The sequence below is a fragment of the Hyalangium minutum genome, assembly GCF_000737315.1.
Taxonomy (GTDB): Bacteria; Myxococcota; Myxococcia; order Myxococcales; family Myxococcaceae; genus Hyalangium; species Hyalangium minutum.
This window is the reverse complement of the sequence record NZ_JMCB01000005.1, coordinates 438387-461206: the sequence shown is the minus strand read 5'-3', so window position 1 is coordinate 461206 and position 22820 is coordinate 438387. Positions and strand designations below refer to the sequence as shown.

Annotated in this window: 19 protein-coding genes; 7 read left to right on the top strand and 12 right to left on the bottom strand. The window is 68.4% G+C overall.

The window, feature by feature from the left end; genetic code table 11:
- Positions 1-11: 11 nt before the first annotated feature.
- Genes DB31_RS15410 through DB31_RS15400 form a run of 3 tightly spaced genes read right to left on the bottom strand, consistent with a single transcriptional unit; the run spans position 12 to position 4018 of the window.
- Complete coding sequence (locus DB31_RS15410; RefSeq protein WP_044188030.1) at positions 12-1067, bottom strand: hypothetical protein; 1056 nt, start codon at positions 1065-1067, stop codon at positions 12-14.
- A complete protein-coding gene (locus DB31_RS15405) occupies positions 1067-2902 on the bottom strand; it encodes a hypothetical protein (RefSeq protein WP_044188028.1) in 1836 nt (611 codons plus the stop codon). Before DB31_RS15405 ends, DB31_RS15410 begins: the two co-directional genes overlap by 1 nt.
- 36 nt (positions 2903-2938) lie before the next feature.
- On the bottom strand, positions 2939-4018 hold the full coding sequence (locus tag DB31_RS15400; RefSeq protein WP_044188026.1) for an AbrB family transcriptional regulator: 1080 nt from the start codon (positions 4016-4018) through the stop codon (positions 2939-2941).
- Between the two features lie 156 nt (positions 4019-4174).
- Here DB31_RS15400 and DB31_RS15395 point away from each other — a divergent pair, with 156 nt between their 5' ends.
- Positions 4175-5863: a tetratricopeptide repeat protein gene (locus DB31_RS15395; RefSeq protein ID WP_169787052.1), complete on the top strand. Its 1689-nt coding sequence runs from the start codon at positions 4175-4177 to the stop codon at positions 5861-5863.
- Positions 5864-5900: 37 nt separating this feature from the next.
- Here the strand turns inward: DB31_RS15395 and DB31_RS15390 are convergent, their stop codons facing one another.
- The gene (locus tag DB31_RS15390; RefSeq protein ID WP_240486708.1) at positions 5901-7133 is read right to left on the bottom strand and encodes a serine/threonine-protein kinase; all 1233 of its coding nucleotides are present in this window, start codon (positions 7131-7133) and stop codon (positions 5901-5903) included.
- A 59-nt stretch (positions 7134-7192) separates the two neighbouring features.
- Here DB31_RS15390 and DB31_RS15385 point away from each other — a divergent pair, with 59 nt between their 5' ends.
- Both DB31_RS15385 and DB31_RS44815 read left to right on the top strand, forming a co-directional pair.
- Positions 7193-8656 carry a BamA/TamA family outer membrane protein gene (locus DB31_RS15385; RefSeq protein ID WP_083968320.1) on the top strand — a complete coding sequence of 488 codons (1464 nt, stop codon included), beginning with the start codon at positions 7193-7195 and terminating at the stop codon, positions 8654-8656.
- A 67-nt stretch (positions 8657-8723) separates the two neighbouring features.
- Positions 8724-9629, top strand: coding sequence for a hypothetical protein (locus DB31_RS44815; protein ID WP_157231997.1), 906 nt, complete (start codon positions 8724-8726; stop codon positions 9627-9629).
- 3 nt (positions 9630-9632) lie between these two features.
- Here the strand turns inward: DB31_RS44815 and epsZ are convergent, their stop codons facing one another.
- The 4 genes from epsZ to DB31_RS15355 all read right to left on the bottom strand — a co-directional run bounded on the left by epsZ (position 9633) and on the right by DB31_RS15355 (position 14981).
- A complete protein-coding gene (gene epsZ / locus DB31_RS15370) occupies positions 9633-11081 on the bottom strand; it encodes an exopolysaccharide biosynthesis polyisoprenyl-phosphate hexose-1-phosphate transferase EpsZ (RefSeq protein WP_240486707.1) in 1449 nt (482 codons plus the stop codon).
- A gap of 292 nt (positions 11082-11373) precedes the next feature.
- Complete coding sequence (locus DB31_RS15365) at positions 11374-11676, bottom strand: hypothetical protein (RefSeq protein WP_044188015.1); 303 nt, start codon at positions 11674-11676, stop codon at positions 11374-11376.
- 49 nt (positions 11677-11725) lie between these two features.
- On the bottom strand, positions 11726-13837 hold the full coding sequence (locus DB31_RS15360) for an FUSC family protein (protein ID WP_157231996.1): 2112 nt from the start codon (positions 13835-13837) through the stop codon (positions 11726-11728).
- A gap of 145 nt (positions 13838-13982) precedes the next feature.
- Positions 13983-14981, bottom strand: a complete 999-nt coding sequence (locus DB31_RS15355) for an MBL fold metallo-hydrolase (RefSeq protein ID WP_075306003.1) — start codon at positions 14979-14981, stop codon at positions 13983-13985.
- Between DB31_RS15355 and DB31_RS48805 the strand changes: the two genes are divergently transcribed.
- Positions 14980-15150 carry a hypothetical protein gene (locus tag DB31_RS48805; protein ID WP_157231995.1) on the top strand — a complete coding sequence of 57 codons (171 nt, stop codon included), beginning with the start codon at positions 14980-14982 and terminating at the stop codon, positions 15148-15150. The two genes, DB31_RS15355 and DB31_RS48805, sit on opposite strands and share 2 nt — an antisense overlap.
- A gap of 56 nt (positions 15151-15206) precedes the next feature.
- Here the strand turns inward: DB31_RS48805 and DB31_RS15350 are convergent, their stop codons facing one another.
- From DB31_RS15350 to DB31_RS15335, 4 genes are all read right to left on the bottom strand, one after another.
- Positions 15207-15845, bottom strand: a complete 639-nt coding sequence (locus DB31_RS15350; protein ID WP_044188199.1) for a M23 family metallopeptidase — start codon at positions 15843-15845, stop codon at positions 15207-15209.
- Between the two features lie 11 nt (positions 15846-15856).
- Positions 15857-16723 (bottom strand): TolB family protein, encoded by an 867-nt coding sequence (locus DB31_RS15345; RefSeq protein ID WP_083968316.1) that lies wholly within the window; start codon positions 16721-16723, stop codon positions 15857-15859.
- Positions 16724-16902: 179 nt separating this feature from the next.
- Positions 16903-18204: a choice-of-anchor A family protein gene (locus tag DB31_RS45970; RefSeq protein WP_044188011.1), complete on the bottom strand. Its 1302-nt coding sequence runs from the start codon at positions 18202-18204 to the stop codon at positions 16903-16905.
- A 157-nt stretch (positions 18205-18361) separates the two neighbouring features.
- On the bottom strand, positions 18362-19243 hold the full coding sequence (locus tag DB31_RS15335; protein ID WP_044188009.1) for a hypothetical protein: 882 nt from the start codon (positions 19241-19243) through the stop codon (positions 18362-18364).
- Positions 19244-19395: 152 nt separating this feature from the next.
- On the opposite strand from DB31_RS15335, the gene DB31_RS15330 reads away from it, so the two are divergent.
- The 3 genes from DB31_RS15330 to DB31_RS15320 all read left to right on the top strand — a co-directional run bounded on the left by DB31_RS15330 (position 19396) and on the right by DB31_RS15320 (position 22677).
- Positions 19396-20274: an alpha/beta fold hydrolase gene (locus DB31_RS15330; protein ID WP_044188007.1), complete on the top strand. Its 879-nt coding sequence runs from the start codon at positions 19396-19398 to the stop codon at positions 20272-20274.
- A 64-nt stretch (positions 20275-20338) separates the two neighbouring features.
- A complete protein-coding gene (locus tag DB31_RS15325) occupies positions 20339-21505 on the top strand; it encodes a YcaO-like family protein (RefSeq protein ID WP_044188005.1) in 1167 nt (388 codons plus the stop codon).
- The gene (locus DB31_RS15320) at positions 21502-22677 is read left to right on the top strand and encodes a TfuA-like protein (RefSeq protein ID WP_044188003.1); all 1176 of its coding nucleotides are present in this window, start codon (positions 21502-21504) and stop codon (positions 22675-22677) included. Before DB31_RS15325 ends, DB31_RS15320 begins: the two co-directional genes overlap by 4 nt.
- Positions 22678-22820: the final 143 nt, after the last annotated feature.

Here is a 22820-nt window from a genome sequence, read left to right as displayed (position 1 = left end):
ATGTCCTCGGCTCAGTAGGTGATCCACAGCGGGTGACGGATGAGCGCCGCGCAGACGCCAATCCAGGCCAAGCGCGTGCTCTGCGCCTCGAGCGGCAGATAGACCTGCTCGTACAACGCGCTCGCTTCCGCCTCCGAAGGCGGCTGTCCGAGCATGCGCAGGTAGAGCGTGCTCAGGTTTCTCCGCACCGCGTCCGGGCTGCGGGAGGAGCTGTCGGAGAGCGTCACGTAGCGCAACACCGCCGTGTTGTTTCTCTTGTCCACCGCGCGCGCGCACCAGGCTTGCGACATCTGGACCAGCGTCTGCGCGGCGGAGGGACCGAAGCTCACGTCCCGCTTGCGGTACAGGAGCGAGTTGCCGCCTCCCAGCGCCTCGTACCGCTCGACGCTGCGGGAGTCGGAGACATACTCGGTCGAGATGCCGGGCGCCCAATCCCCGGGCCATACGAAGAGCTTGCCGCCATTCACCACGTACGCCTTGTTCCTCCAGTTGGGATCGCTGGTGCTGACGAAGTCCTCGAGCGTGAGCCCGAGCTGCTCCATCAAGCTCACCACCATCTCGTCGGCGGACAGCCGGCGGACGTGGAACTCTTCCGGAGACGGAGTCTCCAGCTGCGCGGGCGGAGCAGGCAGATCGCGAATCCAGGCCTCCACCTGCTCGAGGGTCAGCGTGACACGGCCGCTGGTGACGAGCTCGCTGTAGGTCTGCCCAAGCGGCATCTGGGGATAGCTTCCAGGTGCGACGCCCTTGAGCAGCTGGACCAGCAAGCTGTTCTCGGGGTCCCCGCGCTTGACGTACCTCTCGTTGTACACGAGCCCACTCTCGAACGCGGACAGCGAGCCGAAGAACGGCTTGTTACCGGTGAGGTGACAGCCCTGGCATGCGGGCGCGAGCGCGAGCCGGATCTCATCGTTCTTGTTCAAGGCCGCGCAGCTCTCCCCCTCGTCTGGCTCCTCGGCATTGGGGGTTCTCGTGTCCGTGGTGCTGGCCGAGCCGAAGCAGGCCCCCAAGGTGAGTGTGAGAGAGGCCAGCACTGCGGCTCCCAGCATCGAACGCAACTGGCTCATCACAGGCCCCTCCGCAGCTCGGACTGTTCGAAGAGGTAACGGATGAAGGGACGGAGCTTGCGGTCGCGTGCGACGAACTCCCTCGCGAGCTTGTCGATGAAGCCCTTCTCGGTGGCCGGATTCAGCTCGCGGCCGATGAACATCGCGTAGAGCCTGCGCGAGGCACAGCGGTCGAACTCACCGGAGCGGACGAGGAGCTTTCCGAACCCGAGCGGGCCCATCGTGCCGTCGCCGTGCTCACCGAGCAGCGTGTATGACTCGGGCATCGTGTCGAGCAGCACCGCTTCCGGATTGGCCTTGATCTGCTCGGGGGTGACCGGGGTCAACAGGGTGTTGGGAAGGAACGCGTTTCTCCAGCGGTATCCCGGCGAGGTGCCCGTGTGCGGGTACTGCCCGGACAGCCACTCTTTCGTGACGCGATGACGGCCCACGCCTGGGATGAAGGGCCACGGGACGTAGTAGCTCTGGAACGGACTGAAGTCCCACCGCTTGAAGGAGATCGCCGCGGGATCGAGCGTCTTGTGGCAGTGCTGGCACGTTCCGCCGGTCGCAGGATCGCTCTCGTATGGAGGGAAGTGCACGTCCGAGGGGGGCGGCGAGAAGCTCTGACAGGCGAACATCTCCAGGAAGCGCGCGGCTCGGACGCGCTCGCGCGGGAACGAGGACATCGCGCCCATCATGGTGAGCACCCCGGCGGTGGGAAGTCCCTGGGGGGCTTCGGTCGTAGTGCGAGGATCGAAGCGGTAGGTGCGCTCGAGACTGCCGGAGCGCGCTCGATCGGTGGTCAGCGCGAGGTGGAAGGGCTCCAGCTCTTCGACCACGAACTCGCGCCACGCCTGCGGATCATCCGGCGCCGGGTGCAGCGGATCGCGAGGTGCGTTGTCCGCGGCGGGGCGCCACCAGGTCGTGTTCGCGTCCAGCGCGGTGCTGCCCTGCTGCCGACCGAAGCGCACGTACAACGCGCGCAACCAGTTGGTTCCCACGGAGTAGTTGCCGATGACGAGGTCCGACAGCGGCCGATCGTGCCACGCGAGGTGCGCGAAGAGGCGCGCGGGCTCCTCGTACGGATGGCGCCGTTGAACGCCGAGATTGAAGTTGCTGCTGGTGTTCAGTCCGACGAGCGGTGCGCACCACACCAGATTCGGTCCACAGCCGCACCCGGCGGACAGCATGGGATCGTAGTAGCCGCCGCTGGCGACGCCGCAGTCGAGCGTCTTCCCCTGGGCGTCGACGACCTGGGTGACGGAGGAGCCGGCCTTGCCGAGCACCTCGACCGTCGTTCCCGGCGCCCACCAGGGCTCCACCGTGTGCACCTCGGGCACAGCGGGATTGCCGGCTCCGTTCTGGTCCTTGCACTGCAGGCCCGGGTCCCCCGACCCAAACTCGTTCACGTGGTAGTACGCGCCCGGGTGCAGGCTGTTGGCGGGGCAGGCAAAGAGGTGGCCGGACATGTCGCCCTGGTAGGCGTCGCCGGCAGCGCCGGTGGTGTACGCGCCCACCGCGAGCCACTCATGCCCGAAGCGCAGCATCCGCTCGTAGAACTTCGGCGAGGCGAGCGCGTCATCCAGCGCCGAGCGCAGGAGCACTTCGCGGGCCTCAGGTGTGGCCGCAGCCGCCATCGCCTCATACTGCTCGATGGCCGGCGTTGTCCCGGTAAGCCCGAGCACGATGCGCCGCAAAAGCCGCGTGTCGCTCATCTGGTCATTGAGCGGCTTGACCGGCGGAGGCGTCTCGGGACCGCATTGCTGGGCGTGCGCGTCGGCCCCGATGAGTCCGGACATCGCGAACAGCACGGCCCCCATGACCGCGCTCTTCAAGAGCAAGTGCCAGTGCATCCGCGGGACTTTAGTGGGGGGAAGATTTGGATCACATCACAAAGGATTGCGGCGGCCCGGAGACAGGCGCCGAAAGAGGATGGGGACCACGAAGAAGACGAGCAGTAGTCGCCCCACCTGGACTGAGAGTACGAGCGGCAAGCTCGCATGCGTCCCCAGCGCGATGGCCAGCATCGTATCCGCTCCCCCAGGTGAGGTGGCGAAGTAGGTGGTGAGCAAGTCCACGCCTCCGAGCGAGGACCACGCCCAGGCCAGCAGCACGCAGCCGCCCACCACCGCCACCGCGCCCCCGAGTGCTCCCACCGCCACGCGCCGCAGCCGCCACACGGCCTCGGCATCGAACTGGCTGCCCACGCGCACGCCGAGCACCCACATCAACAGCGCCAGCAGTCCCGGCGGCAACGCGCCCACCGGAATGCCCAGCGCCGTGAGCGGCACCCCCACCAGCAGCGGCCCGAGGAAAGCCCCCGCCGGCAGCCGCAGCCGCATGCCCCCCCAGCCCCCCACGGCGGCCACGAGCAGCGTCACGCCCCACGCCAGCCCCGGAGGCGGCGCACCGGGAAGCGCTGAGGCGGAGGCCACCGGGAGCTGAGGCGTATCAATGGCCCATCGGCCCACCGCGCCCGCCACGAGGATGACGACGCCCAGGCGCACGTACTGGAAGAGCGTCACCAGGCGTGAGTCCGCGCCCAGCTCCTCGCTGAGCACCACCATCGCCGACGCCCCTCCCGGCATGAGGCCCAGGGTGACGGTCCGGACGTCCAGGCCACTCAACCGGGCAAAGACGAGCGCCACCCCCTGTGCGATGGCCACCACCGCCACCACGTTGAGGAGAGCAATGGGCCAGTGCTCGGCGAGCGCGGCCCAGGCAGAGGGCCGGAAGGCCGCGCACAGAGCGGCCCCCAGCACCGCTGGAGCGGCCATTTGCAGGGCTCTCGGAATGGGCACGCGCACGGAAGCGAACACGGAGCCCACGAGCGCCACCAACATCCCTCCCAGCAACGCCCCCGCGGGCAGGTGGAGCCCCTCCGCCAGCGCCGCTCCCAGCAGTGACGCAACGGTGACACTCCACACGCGGCCACGCGAGGGAGGTGAGGGGTCGGAGTCCTGTCGCATCAAGGCTCGGGCGGATTCTCGCGGGGCCGGGACTCTCGATGCTCCGCATCCGAAAGGCAAGTCGACAAGGGTCGCATGAGCGGCTGAGTCCGTCCTATGCTCCACTGGACACGGCCAGGGGGAGTAGGACAAAGGCATCAGCAAGACGAGGAGCCCATGGCTGCCGAGAACGAAGTGAGCCGAAGGACTGGCGAAGCGAGCATGGGGGAGGCCCCGGAGCAGGCCGCCCAGGCGCTCGTCGACAACGCCCACTCGCTCATGGACCAGCGTCAGTACGAGGAGGCCCTGGCCCTCATGGGCCAGCTGTTCCAGCGGTTTGGAAGCTCCAGCGCGCAGGCCGTGCAAGTCCAAGTGGCCCGAGCCTTCATCGGCAAGGCCATCACGCTCGGGCAGCTGGAGCGCTTCGAGGACTCCCTGGCCAGCTGCAACGAGGCGCTCCGGCTCTTCGCGGCTTCCACCGATACGAAGCTGCGAGAGCTGACGTCCAAGGTGCTCATCCACAAGGCCCACGCGCTGATGAACCTCGGCCAGTCCGAGGCGGCCGTGCCCCTCTGCGACGAGGTGCTCCAGCGGCACGACGGCGCGGACGAGGCGGGCCTGGCGCAGGTGATGGCCGGAGCGCTCCTGGCCAAGGCCGATGCGCTGGGTGAGCTGAACCGGCTCGACGAGGGGCTGCCCCTCTATGACGAGGTGTTCCGCCGCTTCGCCGGTGCGAGCGACGTGGTGCTGCGCTACCACGCAGCCCTGGCGCTCCTGAGCAAGGCCATCTTCCTGCGGCTCTCGAACCGCCCGCGTGAGGCACTCTCCTGCTACGAGACGCTGATGGACCACTTCCGCGGCGCCAGCGATGCCCGGCTCCGGGACATGGTGACCGCGGCGCAAGAGGGCCTGGGCCGGACCCTGGAGATGCTCAAGAGCGCGGAGGTGGAGCTGGCCTCGGTTGAGCAGGTGCTCCGCGACCACAGCGAGTCCCGGGAGCATGCAGCGCGCGAGAAAGTGGCCCAAGCGCTGCTGGCGAAGGCCGAGGTGCTCCGGCAGCAGCACCGCTCCGAGGAAATGCTCTCCGTCTTCGACGAGGTGCTCCGCCGGTTCGACAAGGCGTCCGAGCCCGCGCTGCGGGACGCGGTGGCCGAGGCCATCCTCTATAAGGGCGTCGTCCTGGGGAACCTGAAGCAGACGCCCGAGGCGCTCGCCTTCTACGAGGCGATGATTCCGCGCTACGGCGGCCCGAGCGAGCCCGTCCTGGTCCGCGCCCGGATGGCCAAGTCTCTGGCCTACAAGGCCGTGTTCCTCGGCCGGATGGATCGGCGCGAGGAGGAGGTGGCCGCCTTCGACGAGCTCGACCGCCGCTATGGCGGCGACACCGAGCCGGAGGTGCGCGAGGAGGTCGCGCGGGGGCTCGCCTGCAAGGGAGAGATCCTCTGGAAGCTGAACCGGCTCGAAGAGTCCCTGGCGGCCTACGAGGAGGTCGCGCGCCGGTACCACGGAGCGCCCGAAGCCTCCGTGCGCGAGCGCGTCGCCGAGGCCCTCAACGACGCGGGCGTGGTGCTCATCTTCGAGGCGAAGCGGTGCTGGGTACAGAAGCGGGACCAGGCGCTGGCATTCCTGGAGCGGGCGAGCGCGAAGATCGCCGCCTCGCTGGAGCGTCAGCCCCGCGGCCCCACGGCGCTGTGGAATGCGGGCTACATCGCCTTCCTGCAAGGCAAGCGCGATCAGGCGCGCTCGCTGCTGGCGGAGTCACTCCAGCTCGGCGGAGAGCAGCAACGCTCCCGAGGGCTCCAGGGGGGCGCGCTCTCTCCCATCCCGGAAGACGAGGAGCTGCGCGCCTTGGTGGGCTCGCTGTGAGCAAGCGCCCCGCCTGAGGGCGCTCAGTCCGGGGCTCTCAGAACAGCCGCAGCAGGGCCTGAGCGAAGGCGGCGAGGATCAGCGCCGCTACCGCCGCGGAACCCAGCATGACCACCTTCGGGTTCTGGTCCACGCTCCTCAACAGCCGATGGAGCACGCTCTTCATGAAGGTGCGCTGGCACATCACATGGATTCGACCGCTCTGGATGCTCTGGAGCTCCTCCACCATCTCATCCACGGAGGCGTAGCGCTCCGCCGGATTCTTCGCGAGGCCCCGGATGACGAACCAGCACAGCTCGGCGGGCACGCGCGTCTGCGCCGGATGCTCGGGGGTCGTCTCCACCGAGGGAGTCACCGTCTTGACGCCCTCGAGGATGTCCGCCATCGACTCGCGCCCCTCCAGGTAGTGCCGCAGGAAGAGGAACTCGTAGAGCAGCGCGCTCAGGCTGTAGATGTCGCTGCGCGGATCCAGCGAGTCGTGCTCGCCCCGGGCCTGCTCGGGAGACATGTAGAGCGGCGTGCCCATGACGGCGCCCGCCTGGGTCAGCAGCGAGGCCGACTCCCGTAGCCCCTGGGCACTGGGAGCGCTGGCCTTGTCCTCGGCGGAGCCCGCGTCGCCGGGCCGGCGGTACTTCCGGGCGAGCCCCCAGTCCATCACCGTCACCTCGCCAAAGGGCCCCACCATGATGTTGGAGGGCTTGAGGTCCCGGTGGATGAAGCCCTTGCGGTGCGCGTACGACAGCGCGTGCAGCACGCCCAGGAAGAGCTGGAGCCGCGCCTGGAAGGGGTACTGCGCATGGGCGGCGCGGTCTCCCTGCCGAAGCCGGGTGATGATGGACTCGAGCGTCTCTCCCTGCAGGTGCTTCATCAAGAAGTAGTACCGGCCGCTCTCGTCCACCCCTACGTCATGCACGGGGACGATGTTCGGGTGGTCCAGCTGCCCGACGGTGCGGATCTCCTCCACGAAGCGCAGCACCCGATCCAGGTCCTGGCTCTCGGACAGCCGCTTGAGGGCGACGGTGCGCTCGATGTCGTGGTCCTTCAGCAGCACCACCTCGCCCATGCCGCCCTGCCCCAGGGCCCGAAGCTCCTCGAAGCGCTCGCGCTGGAAGGGAACGATGCGGGGCCGGTCACCCGTCCACTCCAGCCGCGGGAGGACCGTGCTGCGCCGGGCGGCGTTGGTGGAGGCTGAAGCAGACACCGCATCCCCCGTCACACTCTTCTGGGGGACCACGGTGGCATCCAATAGCTGCTGGTTCACATCCGTCATACCTGACTGCATACCAAGGCCCCCGAGGCGCTGCGAATCGGTCTATCGTCCCCGGCACCATGACCAGAGGATGGGTAGGGTTTTATCTGGCCGTCACGCTGAGCCTCGCGGCCCCACGAGCGAGCGCCCAGGAGGCCGAACCGCCCCCTGCTCCCGACACGTCTCCCGCTCCCGAGGCCCCTGCTGCCCCCGAGCTGTCCCCTTCCCTGCCCCCGCCGGCCGAGCCCACCGGGAGCCCCCTGGTAGTAAGCGAGGTCGTGGTGCTCGGCACGGAAAAGACACGGCCCGAGACGGTGCAGGACTACTCGCGCCTGGATGCGGGAGACACCGTCACCCCGGAGGAGCTCACGCGGGTGGAGCGGCGGCTGCTGGCCACGGGCCTCTTCCAGGAGGTCCACGTCAGCACACAGCCCACGGGCGACGGCCGGGCGCGGGTGGTGCTCCAGGTGCAGGACAAGGCCTCATGGGTGGTAGCGCCCACCTTCTCGGTGTCCAACTCGAACATCGGCGGCGGGGTGCTGTACGCGGAGAGCAACCTGTGGGGCCGCAGCAAGAAGTTCGCGGCGGCGGTGCAGGTGAGCACGGCCGAGAGCGGCCTCTTCGTGGGCTTCCTGGATCCGAACCTGTTTGGCTTTCCTCCGCTGCGGCTGAGCTTCGAGGGCCAGCTGCGCAGCGACCGGGTGGAGGAGTACCAGCCGGGAGCGAGCGCCAAGGTGCCCGAGGTGCGGCGCCGCACGCGGCTCAACTCGGCCTCCGCCGCGAGCGAGCTGTCGGTGATGATCGCCGAGCGGGTGCGCGTGGGCGCGAAGTACCGGCTGATGCTCATCGATGCCCAGGATCCGAGCCAGGACACGCCGGTGACGGAGCCGGCCTTCGAGCCGGGCCCGGTGCAGCGAGACGCCTCGCTGCGGCTGATGATGGGAATTGATACCCGGCAGAACCTCCATGCCGTGATGGAGGGCCTGAACATCGAGGGCTCGCTGGAGCTGTCGAACCCGGGCGTGGGGAGCCAGTTCCGCTACCAGCGCTTCGGACTGCTGTACCGGCACGGCCTGCGCTTCTTCGAGGAGCACAACCTGGTGCTGCGCGGGGAGGTGTCCCTGGGCGTGGACCTGCCGTTCCACCAGGAGTTCGTGGCGGGCGCGAGCTCGCTGCGCGGCTTCATCTACCGGCAGTTCCGAGGCGACACCCGCACCTCCTTCACGGCCGAGTACCACTTCCCGCTCTTCACCGTGCGCTCCCTGTCCTTCCGGGGCGTGGCCTTCTCGGACACCGGGGTGATGATGTGGCGGAGCATCCCCGAGGACCGGCAGCTGCGGGACGTGACGGGCCGGGTGGTGCGGGGCTACCTGGAGGACTCGAAGGACGGAGTGGGCAGCGCCACGGTGGCCCAGGGGCTCGGGCTGGGCCTGCGCCTGTTCCTGCGCAGCGTGGTGCTGCCGCTGGTGGGCGTGGACGTGGCGTACGGCGTCAACTCGGGGGAGATCCGCTTCTACCTGGTGGCGGGCGTCAACCCCTCGTGAGCGCGAGGGCCGGGGCAGCTTGCCTCCGCGCTGAGACCCGGGCTTCACTGAGCGCATGAAAGCAGGCATGCGCAGCGTGAGAATGAAGCTGCTGGCGGCGGTGGGGGCACTGGCCCCCATGCTGTCGGGGGGATGTCCTTCCACTCCCTCGGAGGGCCAGCACCCCGTGTGGTGCGCCTCCTTAGATGTCCACGAGCAGTTCTTCGTCCCCTCCAGCGGGCCTGTGGAACAGGACTTCCCCCAGGAGCAGCGCTGCATGGCGCTCGTGGAATGCGGGGGAACGGAGCGGGCGCTGATGATCGATCCGGAGGGCCAATGCACCCTGCTCGTGGACTTCGCCACGCCCGATCAGGGTGTGGTCCGGACGGGGACTCGCTGTGAGTCGACCCACAGCCGCATTGGCGGCGCGAGCCGGGAGATCGGCTACACGACTGGGGGCACGGTCACGCTGCGCAATGGCGTGCTCGAGGCCTCGGTCGACTGGGACGTGGAGATCCGTACCTCCGACGTAACCCGGCTCGGGGCCGTGCAGAAATACGCGATCCGGAATGGGTTTACGTCTCCAGAGCTCCGCAAGCTGGATCCCGAGGGGGCCTGCCGCGAGCCGGAGCCCCGGCCGGGGCCCGAGGACTTCTCGGAGGTGGTGGGCTGCACCCCACAGGACTTCGTGGACGCGAGCGCGGACAGCGCGGAGCGCGTGGTGCGGTTCGGGAACGAGCTCGGGAACCGCTACTCCCCGCGCTGCTTGAGCATCGCGGCGGGCCAGACGGTCTCCTTCCAAGGCCCGTTCCAGACTTACGGCCTGATGCCGGGGGTGCCCGCGAGCATCTCCACGGGCGCCCCGTTCACGCCCATCACCTACGTCTTCTTCTCTGACCGCAAGGACTTCACCTTCCCGCTGGCCGGAGACTTCATCTACAGCAACGGGCTCTACGCGGCGGTGGGCATGACGGGGATGATCCGGGTCCGCTGAGGCCTAGCTGGCGCCGCTGCCGGTGAGGACCACCGGAACCGTCTTGACGATGAGGCTCAGGTCCGTCAGCAGGGTCCAGTTGTCGATGTACTGCATGTCCAGGTACATCCACTCCTCGAAGGAGATCTGGTTGCGGCCGGAGACCTGCCAGATGCAGGTGAGGCCCGGACGCACGGACAGGCGGCGGCGCTGCCAGGCGGCGTACTTCTCCACCTCCTTGGGCAGCGGCGGACGCGGGCCCACCACGCTCATCTCACCGCGCAGCACGTTGAGCAGCTGAGGCAGCTCGTCGATCGAGTACTTGCGGATGAAGCGGCCGATGGAAGTGATCCGCGGGTCGTTCTTGATCTTGAAGACGGGGCCGCTCTGCTCGTTGAGCGCCTCGAGCTTGGCGCGCAGCTCCTCGGCGTTGACCACCATGGAGCGGAACTTGAGCATGTCGAACGTCTTCCCGTGCAGGCCGACGCGCTTCTGCTTGAAGAAGATGGGGCCACGCGAGGTGAGCTTGATCGCCGCCGCCACCGTCACCAGCAGCGGCGAGAGCGCCAGCAGGGCCGCGGCCGAGGAGATGATGTCGAACAGGCGCTTGATGGCCATCTGGTGCGGCCGAGGCTGGTTCGTGACGAAGTGCAGGTAGCCGTCGGACACCGCATGGCTGTCCTGGGCACGCGCCCGGTCCATGCGGAACGGGTGCGCCGGCAGCGCGAACGGGATGCCAAAGCGCTCGCACAGCTTGATGGCCGACTGCATCTCCGCGCCGTGCTTCTGCACGCTGCCCGAGATGTAGACAATGTCGACCGGCACCTGGCACAGCACCTCCTCCAGGCGATCCACCTTGCCCAGCACCGGGCCGGGCACCGCGGACAAGAGCTGCTCGGTGCTGAAGGCCAGGTAGCCGATGACGTGACGGCGGCCGCGCTGGATCAGATCCTCGCCCGTGAGCCGGCCCATGGCGCCCACGCCCAGCACCAGTGCCTCATCGAGCGGCTCCTCACGCACCGCGAGCCGCCGGAACACCAATTGCCGCAGCGCCACCACGCTGCCCCACAGCAGCAACGGGAACCCCGTCAGCGCCACCACCGGATAGCCGCCCGCGATCAGCAGGCGCTCCAGGTAAAGCATGCCCGTGATGGACACCACGGTGATGGACACCAGCGCCAAATCGTCCAGCGGCGCCCGATCCGAGAAGCGCGGGTCATACAGGCACAGCGCGGTGCCCAGCAGCAGCCAACCCAGCCCCGCCATGCCCACCATCAGCCACAGGTCCAGGTTGCTCACCTGAAGCTTGTGCCCCATCAGCAGCGTGGAGCCCAGCAGCGCGCCCACCAGCAGGAACAAGTCCACCAACAGGTTCAGCTTCGCGGCGAAGCCCGGGGCCAGCCGGCCGCGCGTCGACGCCGAGGCGGGCGTGGGCAGGGGCAGCCCTCGCGCCTCCACTCCAGGATGGGCCAAGCTCGATGGCTCAGCACCCCTCATGGACGGGGAGACGTCTTCAACACGTTGAGGGGACTGCATATCGACCTCCGAAACCCGATGGACTGCCCTGCGAACACCGATCATCCGTCCCCCCTCAGACGCCCCTGACTATACCGGGATTGAGGTTCTTTTTTCCAAGAAAGCTGAAATTTGACGGCACAGCCATTCTTCAAAGGCGCGCTAACGTAGGTGATCAACCCACCTTTCCCAGAACACGGGTGACCCTGGGCCGCAGGGCCGACGCGATGTGGCGGCGCTAGCGCGGAGGCTACTTGCCCCAGTCGCGGTTGACCTTGTCCGCGTTCTGGACGGCCCTCTGCGCATCATCGCGCTCCTTCTCGACCTGACGGGCCGTGCGGCACACCTTCCGGGGGATGTGGCTGCCCGTGACGGCGACGCTCTCGCAGATGAGGGTTGGGTCCGGGTTCTTCTGGGCGTCAGCGGCCGCGGCCTTCTCTTCCTTCTGGGTGCCCTGAGCGGTGGTGCCCGAGGCCTGCGGCGGCGGAGCCGCCGTGGCACATCCCAGCATCAGTCCCATCAGCATCAACCCACCGAAGCTCTTGCTCTGCACGTCGGACGCTCCTGTCACCGGCCCTTGGAGTTCCGAATGATAGCGCAGCTCAGGCCAGCTTCCTCCGCGCGAGGAACACGCCCCGGCTGGCGTAGACCTCCAGCAGCGCCGCATCGATGCGCTCCAGCCAGTGGAGCACTCGGGGTAAGCCTCGGGCTTCTCCTTCCCGCGCCTGGGCGAGGGACTCGCGCACGGACTGGAGCGCCGCATCGAGCGCATCGGGCATCGGCGCGCCTGCGACGGAGAAGGAAGCGGCCACGGAGCGGGCGTTCTCGGCCAAGAGCATCTCGAGCCGCCGGATCCGCTCCTCCCCTGCGGGGAGCCGGACACAGGCGGGCGCGAGCTGCTTCACGAAGAAGGCGAGCGTGCCAAGCGCATGGACGAGTCGAAGCGCCTGGCGATCCGAGAGGAGCAGGCGATCCGTGAGCGGACGGGCGGCGTCCCTCACCTCGCGCAGCTTCCCATCCATTTCCCGCACACGCTTCAGGACCTCTCCGCCGGGAAGAGTCGCAGCAGCCTCCAGGAAGGACGCCACGCTGAGCAAGGCCTCGGTGGCAGCTCGCTTGACGCCAACGCCCGTGCGAGCCGGGAGCAGCACCACCGCGACCACCGCGCCGATGCCCGCACCGACGAGCGTCTCCCACACCCGGAGGTAGAGGAGCTCCGGAGAGTAGAGGCCGAGCAGGCTGTAGAGCACGGCCAGCAGCGCGGTGAACCAGAAGACCATCCACGCGTAGGAGACCTGGATCAAATAGAAGCCGAGGAACACGCACACGAAGATGAGCAAGAACTCCAGATCCCGATGGCCTCGCACCACGGTGGCGAGAAAGATGCCCGCCAGCACACCGATTACCGTGCCAAGGATGCGGTGCCAGGCGCGCAAGAGGATGTCGCCCCGGGTGGTTGCGCGGTTGAAGATCACGAACGAGGCAATCACCGCCCAGAACCAACGGGTGCTGGAGACGGCGTGGCCCGCGAGGATGGCAAGCGCCCCCGCGACCGTGGCTTGGATCGCCTGACGCGTCGAGGGGTGGAGCGGCGCTGCAGAGCCCACTGAGGCCGGGGCTTCTAACTCGAGCACTGGTGCCGCCTCTGTCGAGACCGGAGCGGCGGCACGAGACTGAGACGGAGTCCGGAAGATCAGCTCCCGAAGGTAGCTGAGCGAACCTTCCAGGGCGGTAAAGGCAGGCTCCGTGGAGGCAGCCGCACTGCCATCGGAGTTGGCGCCCCATGGAGGCACGGGCTGAGCGCGCGCCGCCCCCGTGTCGCGAAGCTGGCGCCGGAGCACCGAAAGCTCGGCCACGAGCGACTGCCGCTTCTCAGGAGAGAGAGGCCCAGCCTCCAGCACCCGGTAGATCCCGAACACGATCCGCTCGGCGGTGAGCTCCAGCTCGAGCAGGTACTCGCGAAGCTCGGCCTGGCGGAATCCGTGGATGAGCTTCTCGGGGTCGGCATTCTCGATCTCTTTCTCCACCGCCAGCGCGGCCTCGTTCACCTGCCGGGCCGCGCGCCGCAGCAGCGCCAGCCGCCGCTGCTCATCCGGCACATCGAGCACCTCGCCGATGTCCACCATCAAGAGGGCCAGGGAGCGGCGGAAGGACGCGAACGCGCGGCGCACCGAGGCCTCGGGCCGGTCGCGGACGAGCCAGAAGCGGACGGCGTAGGCGACACAGCCTCCCACGGCGACGCTGGCGAGCACCCACGGGAGCTGCGCCACGGGCGCGTGAAAGAAGAGCGAGAGGAAGAAGAGCATGAAGCCGATCATCCCCAGCCCCACCCCGCGAGGACCGAAGCGCTGAGCGGCGATCGCCAGGAAGATCACCCCGAGGAACACGATGGCGCTGACCACGAGGCTCGGCGCGGAGAGCGCCGCAACGCCCACCGCGGCGATGGAGATAGGGATGGCCCAGAGCAAGGTGACCCGCTGCTCACGGGGGTGCGGATCCTGCACGTTGATGGCGCCCATCATCCCCATCATCACGCCGACGAGCGCGACGGAGATGGACTGGTGAAGGAGCGTGCCGAGCCCCGCGATGGCGGCGAGGCCCAGGCTCAACCCCAGCATGGCGCGCAGCCCCATCTTCAGCCGGACAAGCGCCGGGTCCGAGGCGATGAATCGATCCCACCAGTACGACGGATCCCTGGCATGCGCCGGCATCATCCGCACCGCTCCCGAGCCGGACAGCCCACCTGCCCTCTCCAGCGGCTCCTCTTCGGACAAATGTGCGAACGCGGCCCGCGCAGTGCGCGGCTCCTTTGCCAGGCGGCCCCCAGACTGTCGCCCCGGCGACAGCCCTCCCACTCGCTCAGCGAGCGAGTTCCAGCGGATTCAACCCCTTACCCAGCTCGAACGAGGCACCCACGGCGCCGACGACACAGGTGCTCCGCTGGAGCCCGGCCAGCTCGCGCAGCCGGAACACGGTCTCGATGCCGGTGCAGTGCGCCCCCATGAGGTGGCCGAGCTTCATCTCCCGGAGCTTGCGCCCCGTCCACGCCAGCGTCTTCTCATCGGCACGGAACAGGTGCAGCCCACCGAGGACCGCGTGGATGGGAGCGGAGCGCACCTGCTTCCGCGCGAACTCGAGGATGTTGACAACACCCGCGTGTCCACAGCCCGTGATGACCACGAGTCCCTGATCCGTATCAATGACGAGCGCCTGATCCTCGGGGATGGTTTCCTCGACGAGCCCCTGGGGGGACTGCACCTGGCCCTTGCTGCTCCAGTTGCGCTCGGGGTTGGGGCGAGGCACCGGACCGGTGAGCCACACGCCGGGGGCCAGCTCCACCGGCCCGGTGTGCTCGATGAAGGTGCCTCCCGCGGCCTCATACTCGGGGCGGAAGGCCACCATGGGGTTGCCCTCCCCTCCGTCCTTCTTGGGCCGGCTCCAGAAGATGCCCGGGGCCACGTGCGCCCGGGAGAGCGCGGCGGGGTTCTTCTTGGACAGCTCGCGGCGCAGGGTGACGAGCCCACCCGTGTGATCATCGTGGTTGTGGCTGAGGATGACGTCGGTGATGTCCGACAGGTCGATGCCCTGCTCCTTGGCATTCTGGAGCACGGTGTTGGGCAGGTAGCCGGTATCAAGAAGGATTCGGCGTCCATCGGCCTCGACCAGCGCAGCGAAGCCCCACTCTCCAATGCCCTTTTCCGCCAGCATGGTGGAGAGCACCGTCACGCGCAGGTTCTTCACGCGGACCTGAGAGGGCTTGGGAGCCGGAGCCACCGGCGCCGGAGGCGTCTCGGCGCGAGGAGCAGTCCCCACCAGGAGAGCGAACGCAGCGAACAGCGACAGGAAGGAGGCCTTCATGGGTCCAGGATGCGCCAGGCCTTCTCCAAAGACCAGCTATCGCGGCTTCTGGGGCTTCGCCTTCGGACTGAGCGGCTTCGCCTCGGGCGCGGCGGGCAGCACGAAGAGGCTTCCCACCGTAGGCTCGCGCTTCGGCTTGCGCACCACGGGCTGCGTCTCGGCGCTCTAGAGGAGCCCCAGGTTTTGGGACCGGGGCTCCCCCTCATACCTATCCCAGCAAGCAGGCTACTGGCAGGCGATGCCTGGCAGGCCGCGGTACGCGCCCTGCGAAGTCCACCGCGTGTAGGGAGTCCCGCAGGAGCCGCCGTAGGGATCGTCCGTGCCATAGCCCGGCACCCAGTACTCGAAGTGCAGGTGCGGCCCCGTAGAGGCGCCTGACGAGCCCACGAGTGCGATCCAATAGGCGCAGGTCAGGTAGGTGCCCACGGCGAACTGCTGCGTGTACTTCTTCAGGTGCCAGTACTTCGTCTTGGTGCCGTCCGCGTGCCGCATGATGATGTAGTTGGCGGTGTAGAGGCCGCAGGCGTTATAGGGGTTGGACTGATCCCAGTAGGTGCATCGATCGAAGTAGCCATCCACCGCGGACTCGATGGTGCCGCTGGCGGCGTTCATGGCCCAGACGCCGTAGTCCATCTTGCTGAACCCACCGACCAGGGCGTAGTCCGTCCCGGTGTGGCCGGCGTAGCGCACGCCGCCACAGGCGTAGTCCCGGCCCCCGTAGTCCTTGTAAGCGCTCACCGTGCAACCCCCGTTGCCGCACTGATCAGCGAGCTGCGAGGCGGGGAAGCGGAAGTACGTCTGCGCCGAGGAGACCGCCGGCAAGGACAGCAGCGCGAACGCCAGCAGGGCAGAGAGCCTCTTCATCTGGGAGGTGCTCACTTCTCACCTCCCAGATCCGGGGCCGCCTGGCCCGTGCGCACGTTGATCGTCCAGAACTCGCCGCCGCCCGCGTTGTAGCGAAGCACGTCCGCGTTCAGCCACTCCATGTGGTGGCTGGAGACGGGCGGAGGCACGAAGTTCGCCGGAACGCCCTCGAACAGCATCCAGCCCTCCAGGCCAATATTGGTGAGCTGCTTCGGCGCCGCGCCGTCCACCGTCGTCACGTAGAACGAGGCCACGCTCGTACGGCCGGACACGAAGACCACCGTCTTTCCATCTGGAGAGATGGCAGGCGCCGCATCCACCCCGGGCCCATCCGCCAGCACCTTCACGTGGCCCTTCATGTCGATGAGGCCCACGGACGTCTCGTGGCCCTCGGTGCCGCTGCTCTCCAGCGTGGCCACCAGGGCGTCGCCCTTGGCTGCCGGGAACAGGTCGCCCCCCACTCGCTGGGCCAACAACCGCTCGCGGCCACCGGGCTCGCGCAGGTACAGGTTTCCCTGCCCGTCGAGCAGCGCCACATGGGGGCCCACCGAGCGGGCCTCGCGGTACTTGAACTGGCGATCCACCACGCTCACCGCGCCCGTCGTCTCGTCGTACTGAACGATGGCCAGCAGCGGCAGCTCGTCCGTTCCCAGCGGCTGCTCCGGAATCTCGGCGACGACCCCCGCCAGCATTCCGCGGCCCTGGCCAAACAGGTGGACAAACCGGGCCTTGGGCCCGAACTCCTTCTCGACAGCCGGCACGATTCGCTCACGCGCCTTCTCGACACGGCGCCGATCCGCGGGGTGCATGCGCTCCGCCGCCGTGGCGCTGGTGGCAACCAGCGTCAACGTCGCGACGGCCAGGAATGACTTTCTCATCTCGCTCCAGGGGAAAGAGGAAGCACTACGGCTCCCATTCTCGCGCTGGGCTTTTATTAGTTTCTTAGAAACAAGAAATTAAACGATAGGTCGTTTTTACCTGTTTTTCAGGAATGAAAGCGGCGGAAGCCCCTGACTTCCTGGGCCTCCGCCGCTCGTTCATCCCTCATCCCTGAAGCTCAGTTCGGCCCCGGCTCCGGCTCCGGCTCGCTCGAGCAGAGGTCGATCTCCCTCAGCGGGTTGATGTGCCCCTCGGCGTTGCCCGACATCGAGCCTGCGTAGATGCCGCCATCGAAGCTGCCGTTGCTGAAGTGGATGTGCGCCGACGGAGCCAGGATCGTCCCGAAGAAGCCGTGGTTGGCGAGGGTGATGCTCGTGGCGTTCACGAAGTTGAAGAGGACGCCCGTCTGGTCGATGCCACCACCGAAGTTCGTGCTGAACCCGGAGAACGTCGCCGACGCGCCCACCACGTTCACCACCACCAGGGACGACGCGGGAGCGCTGATGGACAGGTACTTCGTCGTGGCGAAGGCGCTGGCGTTCACGCTGAAGACGTTGAGCACCGGGTTCGTGCCCTCCAGGAAGAGGCCGCCCCAGGTCTCGAGCCGCACCGTCCCGTTGGCCGCCTGCGCGTTGAGGGTGGCGGACAGCTGCGTCAGCGCGGTGCCCTCGGCGGAGAAGTTGATGGGCGTGCCCTGCGACAGCGCGCCTCGGTAGATCGTCACCGTGCCGTCCGCGGAGACGGTGCCCCCGTGAGACGTGTTGCCGAAGATGCCACCAGAACGGAGGCTCAGGTTGCCGCCCGCCACCAGCACGTTGTGGATGTCGCTGGCCTCCAGGCCCGCCCCAACGGAGAAGTACTGCATGTCGATGTTGCCGCCGGCCGCCACCTTGCCGCGCACGTCGGTGCCACCGGTGTAGTTGCCGAGCAGGAAGACGTTGTAGTCATTCAGATCGAGCTGCACGCAGGGCCCAGGCTCCGGCGTGGGCTCGGGGCCAGGCTCCGGCTCGGGCGTCGGCTCGGGACCAGGTTCCGGCTCAGGAGAAGGCTCCTCTCCCACGACGATGTTGATATCGATGCCGTGCGAGGACTCAATGTTCCCGGCGATATCGACCGCGTAGAAGGTAACGGTCGTGATGCCGGAAACGGTGAGAGGCGGAAGGACGACGGCATTGCCCCCGACCGTGCCCCCGCCGACCGTCGCGCCGTTGAGCACATAGGTGATGCTCGCCACGCCGCTGAACTCATCCGTCGCGCGGAGCGTGATGGTGACCTGGCCGTGGTACTCGCCGCTCGCGTCCGGCGCAGGGGAGACATCCGCCACCGTCACCGGAGGCGTCAGATCCAACTCATCGTAGTAGGCAAGCCGCTGGGACTCCGGCTGACCCTTGCTTGCGCCCGAGCCCGCCGTCTCGGGTGCACCACATGCTGACGCCACCAACGCGGCCGCCACCCACCCACCTTTGAACAGACTCTTCACGAAGTTCCTCCTGTATGGCTGCCTCCTCGGGGAGGGAGGAGGCGCCCAACTGGGCGGGAACGACGGTAGGCACCGCACCTCGTACGGGTGAGGGACTCCTTGAAATACATGACAGAGAGAAAAGCAGCGTCCGCCGCTGCTGCCCAGTCGATAACGCCTACAGGGGCGCTGCGGTCACTTTGTCTCTGGAGGTGTGCATGGCGCCATCAGGCGTCTGCGGGAGTGGAGACAGGCGCAGGAATGTGCCTCCGGGCCCGGCCTCCAGCTGCCACTCGCGCAGCTCCCAGAGCTCACCGAACGCCGCCTCGTTCATCCGCAGCTGCGAGAGGGCACTGCCGCCCGCGCCGTTCGGGTCCACGCCTCTCGCGGAGAAACCGCGCGTCAACTCTTCGAGGGCCCGGTTGTACGCCTCGCCCCAGGGCTGCTGCGCGGCATCGAACCACCGCTGGGCCCAGGCCTTGCGGTCATCCGAGGTCCCGAGCGGCGGCAGCCGGAACTCGAAGGCAACGGTCATCCGGCCCGGCTCCCCGGTGGCGGGATCGACGAAGCCGAAGACGAACCGGCCCTCGCCGTTCGAGGAGGCGGAGCTGATGACGTCCATGCGATTCACGATGGCCAGGAGCCGGAATGGCGCGCGGGAGAGGTCCAGCGCTCCCGTGGAGGTACGGGGCCATGCACCGGGACCCGTGCCCAGGAGCACCTCCACGCCTCGCCGGTCCTCGAGCGCAAAGCCATTCAGCGACGAGGTGCGCAGTGAGCGCAGCCAGGCCTCCACGAACTGGGGCGCCCGAGCCTCATCGCCCGCGAGTTGCTCCATGAGCCACCGGAAGCTCCACGGACCGTTGGCTGCATTGGAGGCCCGAGCATCCAGGACGACGGACGCATCGACCACCACCAGCGCGCGGTAGGGATCCACGGACAGCTGAGGGAGCTCGGCCGGCGGCGGCTCCTGCGGCGGCGGCTCCTCGGATGGCTGAGACTGTGGGGAGGAACAACCCACGGCGAACAACACCAACCCCCACACCCACGCCTTGCCCATGCGCGCCCCCGCGAGACCACCCGTGCACAGAGGTGCGGCGTCACCATTCCGGATGCAACAGAGCAAGCAAGCGTTGGCGTCAGCCAACCAACAGCCCGCACGGGTGAGCGAACTGGGACTCGGAGCAAACCGGCCGCTATGCTGCCCGTCCTATGATCTATGGCGTCAAAGAACCCGAGCGCCTCGGAACAGCCCGGCTGCCCGATGGCAGGGGATTGGGATGGGCCCAGTGGGGTCCCGAGGACGGCGTCCCCGTCCTGTTCTTCTCCGGTGCGGCCATGGGGAGGAGCCTGGGCTTTGGTGCGGACATCCTCGGCAAGCAGCGGGTGCGGCTCATCGCGGTGGATCGTCCAGGCCTGGGAGCCTCCGATCCTTTTCCGGAGCGAACGCTGAACGACTGGGTGGCTGACATCCGGCACTTGGCCCAGGCTCTGGCGTTGCCGGGCTTCAGAATCGTGGGCTTCTCCCAAGGAGCGCCCTTCGCGCTGGCGTGCGCGGCAGCCGGTCTCCCGGAGGCCGTGGCGGTGGTGTCGGGGCAGGACGATCTCCATGAGCCCACCCTCTCGCCCCTGCTGCACCCCAATGTCGTGGGACTGCTGGGGACCGTCGCCGCGGATCCGAAGGGGTTCGAGGCCTCGTTCGCCCGAATGGCGACCGTGGACATGATGTGGAACCTGATCACGGGAACGAGCTCCAGCGTCGACCGTGCCGTGTACACCGCACCCGCCTTCGAGGCCGCCCTCAGACGGGCACTCGGGGAAGGCTTCTCCCAGGGATCCACGGGATACGCTCGGGACCTCACCCTGGCCTTCGGCCGCTGGCCGTTCGAGCTCTCCCGCATCCAGGTTCCCGTCGACCTCTGGTACGGCGAGCACGACACCAGCACCGTGCACTCGCCCGACCATGCGGCGCTGCTGTCCCGCCGCATCCCCACCGCGCGCAGGCATCTGCTCCCCGATGCCGGAGGCTCCCTGCTGTGGACCCATGCCGAGGAGATCCTTCAAGCGCTGCTGTCGGCAGGACGACGCTGACCCCCGCTTCGGCACCGAGGATCGCTGACCTGAGTCCTCGGTTTTTGGGTTAAAGCTGCGCGCCGTGCCCGCTCCCCGACACGTCGCCACCTCACAGGTATTTCAAGCCCGGCTGGCCGAGGCCCTGGGTGTCACGCGTGTGGCCCGGATCACGGGACTGGACCGCACGGGGGTGGAAGTGGCTTGCGCCGTGCGCCCGGGCGGGCACGTGCTCCAGGTCTGCAACGGCAAGGGGCTCACCTTTGAGAGCGCCGCGCTGGGGGCACTCTTCGAGACGGCGGAGCTGTGGTCGGCGGAGCACGTCCCCTCCGGACAGCTGACCTGGAGCACTCGGGCCGAGCTGGAGGCCCGTGACGGAGACGCCTGGAGCGCCAACGCCCTGGGCTCTGCAGGGAGGGGGGTGGATCCCCGGCTGTGGGCGGACTCGGTGCGCTGTGCCTGGCGACAAGCCGAGGAGCTGCACACGGGACGTCCCGTGTGGGTCCCAGCCCAGGGCGTATATTGCCCGCCCGCGGCCGAGGGAGAGCTGGGCCCCATCAGCGTGGCCTGGACGAGCAACGGCTCCGGGGCACACCCCGATGCGAGGCGCGCACTGCTCCACGCCCTGCTGGAAGCGACGGAGCGGGATCAGCTCGCCCGTACCCTGCCGGGTGGCTGGACGGAGGAGGCGGTCCTGCGACGCATGCTGAGCCCCAGCGGACTCGATCGCGGGGCGCCCCAGACCGCGGCGCTGGCGCGAACACTGTGGGAGCGGGGGTTCGGTGTGTACCTCTTCGATGTCACGCCTCCTTCACGAAACACGGGAGCGGTGGGCTTGCCCGTGGCCGCGGCGGTGCTGGTGGACCAGCAACAAGGGCCCGTGCCACTCACCGCGGGGTACGCCTGCGCACTCGGGAGAGACGACGCGCTGCTGCGAGCCTTGCTGGAAGCGGCCCAATCCCGGCTCACGGACATTCACGGCGCGCGGGAGGATGTCGCCGCGGCGGACCACAGCGCCGCACGGGACTTTGCGACGGTCTGCGCATCGGTGCGCCCCAAGCGCCAGCCCCAGGACATGCCAGACTTCTCTCGAGACAGTGCATCCCCCGAGCGAGGGGTGCGCCGCGTGCTGAACCAGCTCCGGCGAGCGGGCTTTACGCGGGCTGCCGCCGTCTCGCTCGAAGCACCTCTCCCGGGCCTGCATGTCCAACGCGTGGTGGTGCCGGGCATGGGCATCTCGGAGCTCCTATGAAACGCCGTCCCGAGGATCTCGTCGTCTTCCTGGGTCCGTCGCTGCCCGCGGACGAGGCGCACCGGCTGGCCTCCTGCCGCGTGCTGCCACCGGCTCGCCAGGGAGATGTGTGGCGGGCGCTCGCGCTGCGGCCCCGGGCCATCGCGCTGGTGGATGGACTGTTCGAGGCGCAGCCCTCCGTGTGGCACCACGAGCTGCTCGCCGCGATGGATGCAGGTGTGGCCGTCTTCGGCGGTGCGAGCATGGGAGCGCTGCGCGCTGCGGAGCTGTCCGCTCACGGCATGGTGGGCGTGGGACAGATCTTCGAGTGGTACCGGGACGGAGTGCTGGTGGATGACTCGGAGGTGGCGCTGCTGCACGTGGATGCGGAGTTTGGGTATCAGCCGCTCACCGTGCCGCTGGTCAATGTCCGTCACGTGGCTGCCCAGGCGCGAGCGGCGCGAGTCCTCAAGCCGAAGCAAGCCCAGGCACTGGTGACGGCGGCAGCGGGAATCTTCTACCAAGAGCGCAGCTGGCCTCGGCTCCTGGAGGCCGTGACTCCCAAGTGGACCGCGGCGGCACGAGCCGGTTGGGAAGGATGGTTCTCGCGAGGCGTGGAGGACCTCAAGCGCTTGGATGCGCAGGCCTGCATCCGTGCGGCGGCGGCATTCCTGGGGTCGGGAGCGCCTGTGCACCCGCCGCGAGGTGCCTCCCGGCCATCGCCCTCCTCGCTCGTGAGGCGCCGGAGGCTGGCCGATGACGTGTCTGTCATCTCAGGCCAAGCAGTGCCTTCTTCCCAGGTGTTGGCCGCGCTGGAGCGGGCGCCGGACAGCGTAGAGCTGGCCGAGGCGGGGCTGCGCCGGGCCTTACTGGCGGGATGGGCTCGCTCGATGGGGCTGGTTCCTACCGAGGAGGAGATACAGGGCGCGGAGGCAGAGTGGTGGCGGCGCCACCCGATCCGGCCTGCGGCGAGGGAAGCCTTCCTGGTGGCGTGCGGGCTGGACGGACCGGGCCTGCGGCGGCTGTGCGAGGAGCGCGCGCTGGAGCGGCTCGCGCTGTCCCACGCGCAGCGCCTGTTGCCGGATGGGCCCTCGTGGCAGGAGGCGCTGGCCTCCGAGGCCCGCCTCCAGGGCCGCTGGGTGGAGGAAGCACGCACCGTCGCGGGCTCAGCCATCCCCCGACCCGTGCGGTAATCCGGCTTAGGAGCTATCGCCGCGCCGCGTCATCACGCGGGCCACCGGGATTTGTTTGATGGACCGGGCGCAAAGCAGTACGCCTCGCGCTGCAAGCGCTTTCTCACCCGCCCGGCACGCAGCTGGCGTGTGCCGTGGCCCCT

Coding starts and splice junctions, on each gene's coding strand:
- DB31_RS15320 (WP_044188003.1), top strand. CDS start 21,502: ATGAAACGCCGTCCCGAGGATCTCGTCGTCTTCCTGGGTCCGTCGCTG.
- DB31_RS15390 (WP_240486708.1), bottom strand. CDS start 7,133: ATGACGGATGTGAACCAGCAGCTATTGGATGCCACCGTGGTCCCCCAG.
- DB31_RS15410 (WP_044188030.1), bottom strand. CDS start 1,067: ATGAGCCAGTTGCGTTCGATGCTGGGAGCCGCAGTGCTGGCCTCTCTC.
- DB31_RS15405 (WP_044188028.1), bottom strand. CDS start 2,902: ATGCACTGGCACTTGCTCTTGAAGAGCGCGGTCATGGGGGCCGTGCTG.
- DB31_RS15330 (WP_044188007.1), top strand. CDS start 19,396: ATGATCTATGGCGTCAAAGAACCCGAGCGCCTCGGAACAGCCCGGCTG.
- DB31_RS15385 (WP_083968320.1), top strand. CDS start 7,193: ATGACCAGAGGATGGGTAGGGTTTTATCTGGCCGTCACGCTGAGCCTC.
- DB31_RS15345 (WP_083968316.1), bottom strand. CDS start 16,723: ATGAGAAAGTCATTCCTGGCCGTCGCGACGTTGACGCTGGTTGCCACC.
- DB31_RS44815 (WP_157231997.1), top strand. CDS start 8,724: ATGCGCAGCGTGAGAATGAAGCTGCTGGCGGCGGTGGGGGCACTGGCC.
- DB31_RS48805 (WP_157231995.1), top strand. CDS start 14,980: ATGGGTCCAGGATGCGCCAGGCCTTCTCCAAAGACCAGCTATCGCGGC.
- DB31_RS15335 (WP_044188009.1), bottom strand. CDS start 19,243: ATGGGCAAGGCGTGGGTGTGGGGGTTGGTGTTGTTCGCCGTGGGTTGT.
- DB31_RS15395 (WP_169787052.1), top strand. CDS start 4,175: ATGGCTGCCGAGAACGAAGTGAGCCGAAGGACTGGCGAAGCGAGCATG.
- DB31_RS15350 (WP_044188199.1), bottom strand. CDS start 15,845: ATGAAGAGGCTCTCTGCCCTGCTGGCGTTCGCGCTGCTGTCCTTGCCG.
- DB31_RS15360 (WP_157231996.1), bottom strand. CDS start 13,837: ATGATGCCGGCGCATGCCAGGGATCCGTCGTACTGGTGGGATCGATTC.
- DB31_RS15355 (WP_075306003.1), bottom strand. CDS start 14,981: ATGAAGGCCTCCTTCCTGTCGCTGTTCGCTGCGTTCGCTCTCCTGGTG.
- DB31_RS15400 (WP_044188026.1), bottom strand. CDS start 4,018: ATGCGACAGGACTCCGACCCCTCACCTCCCTCGCGTGGCCGCGTGTGG.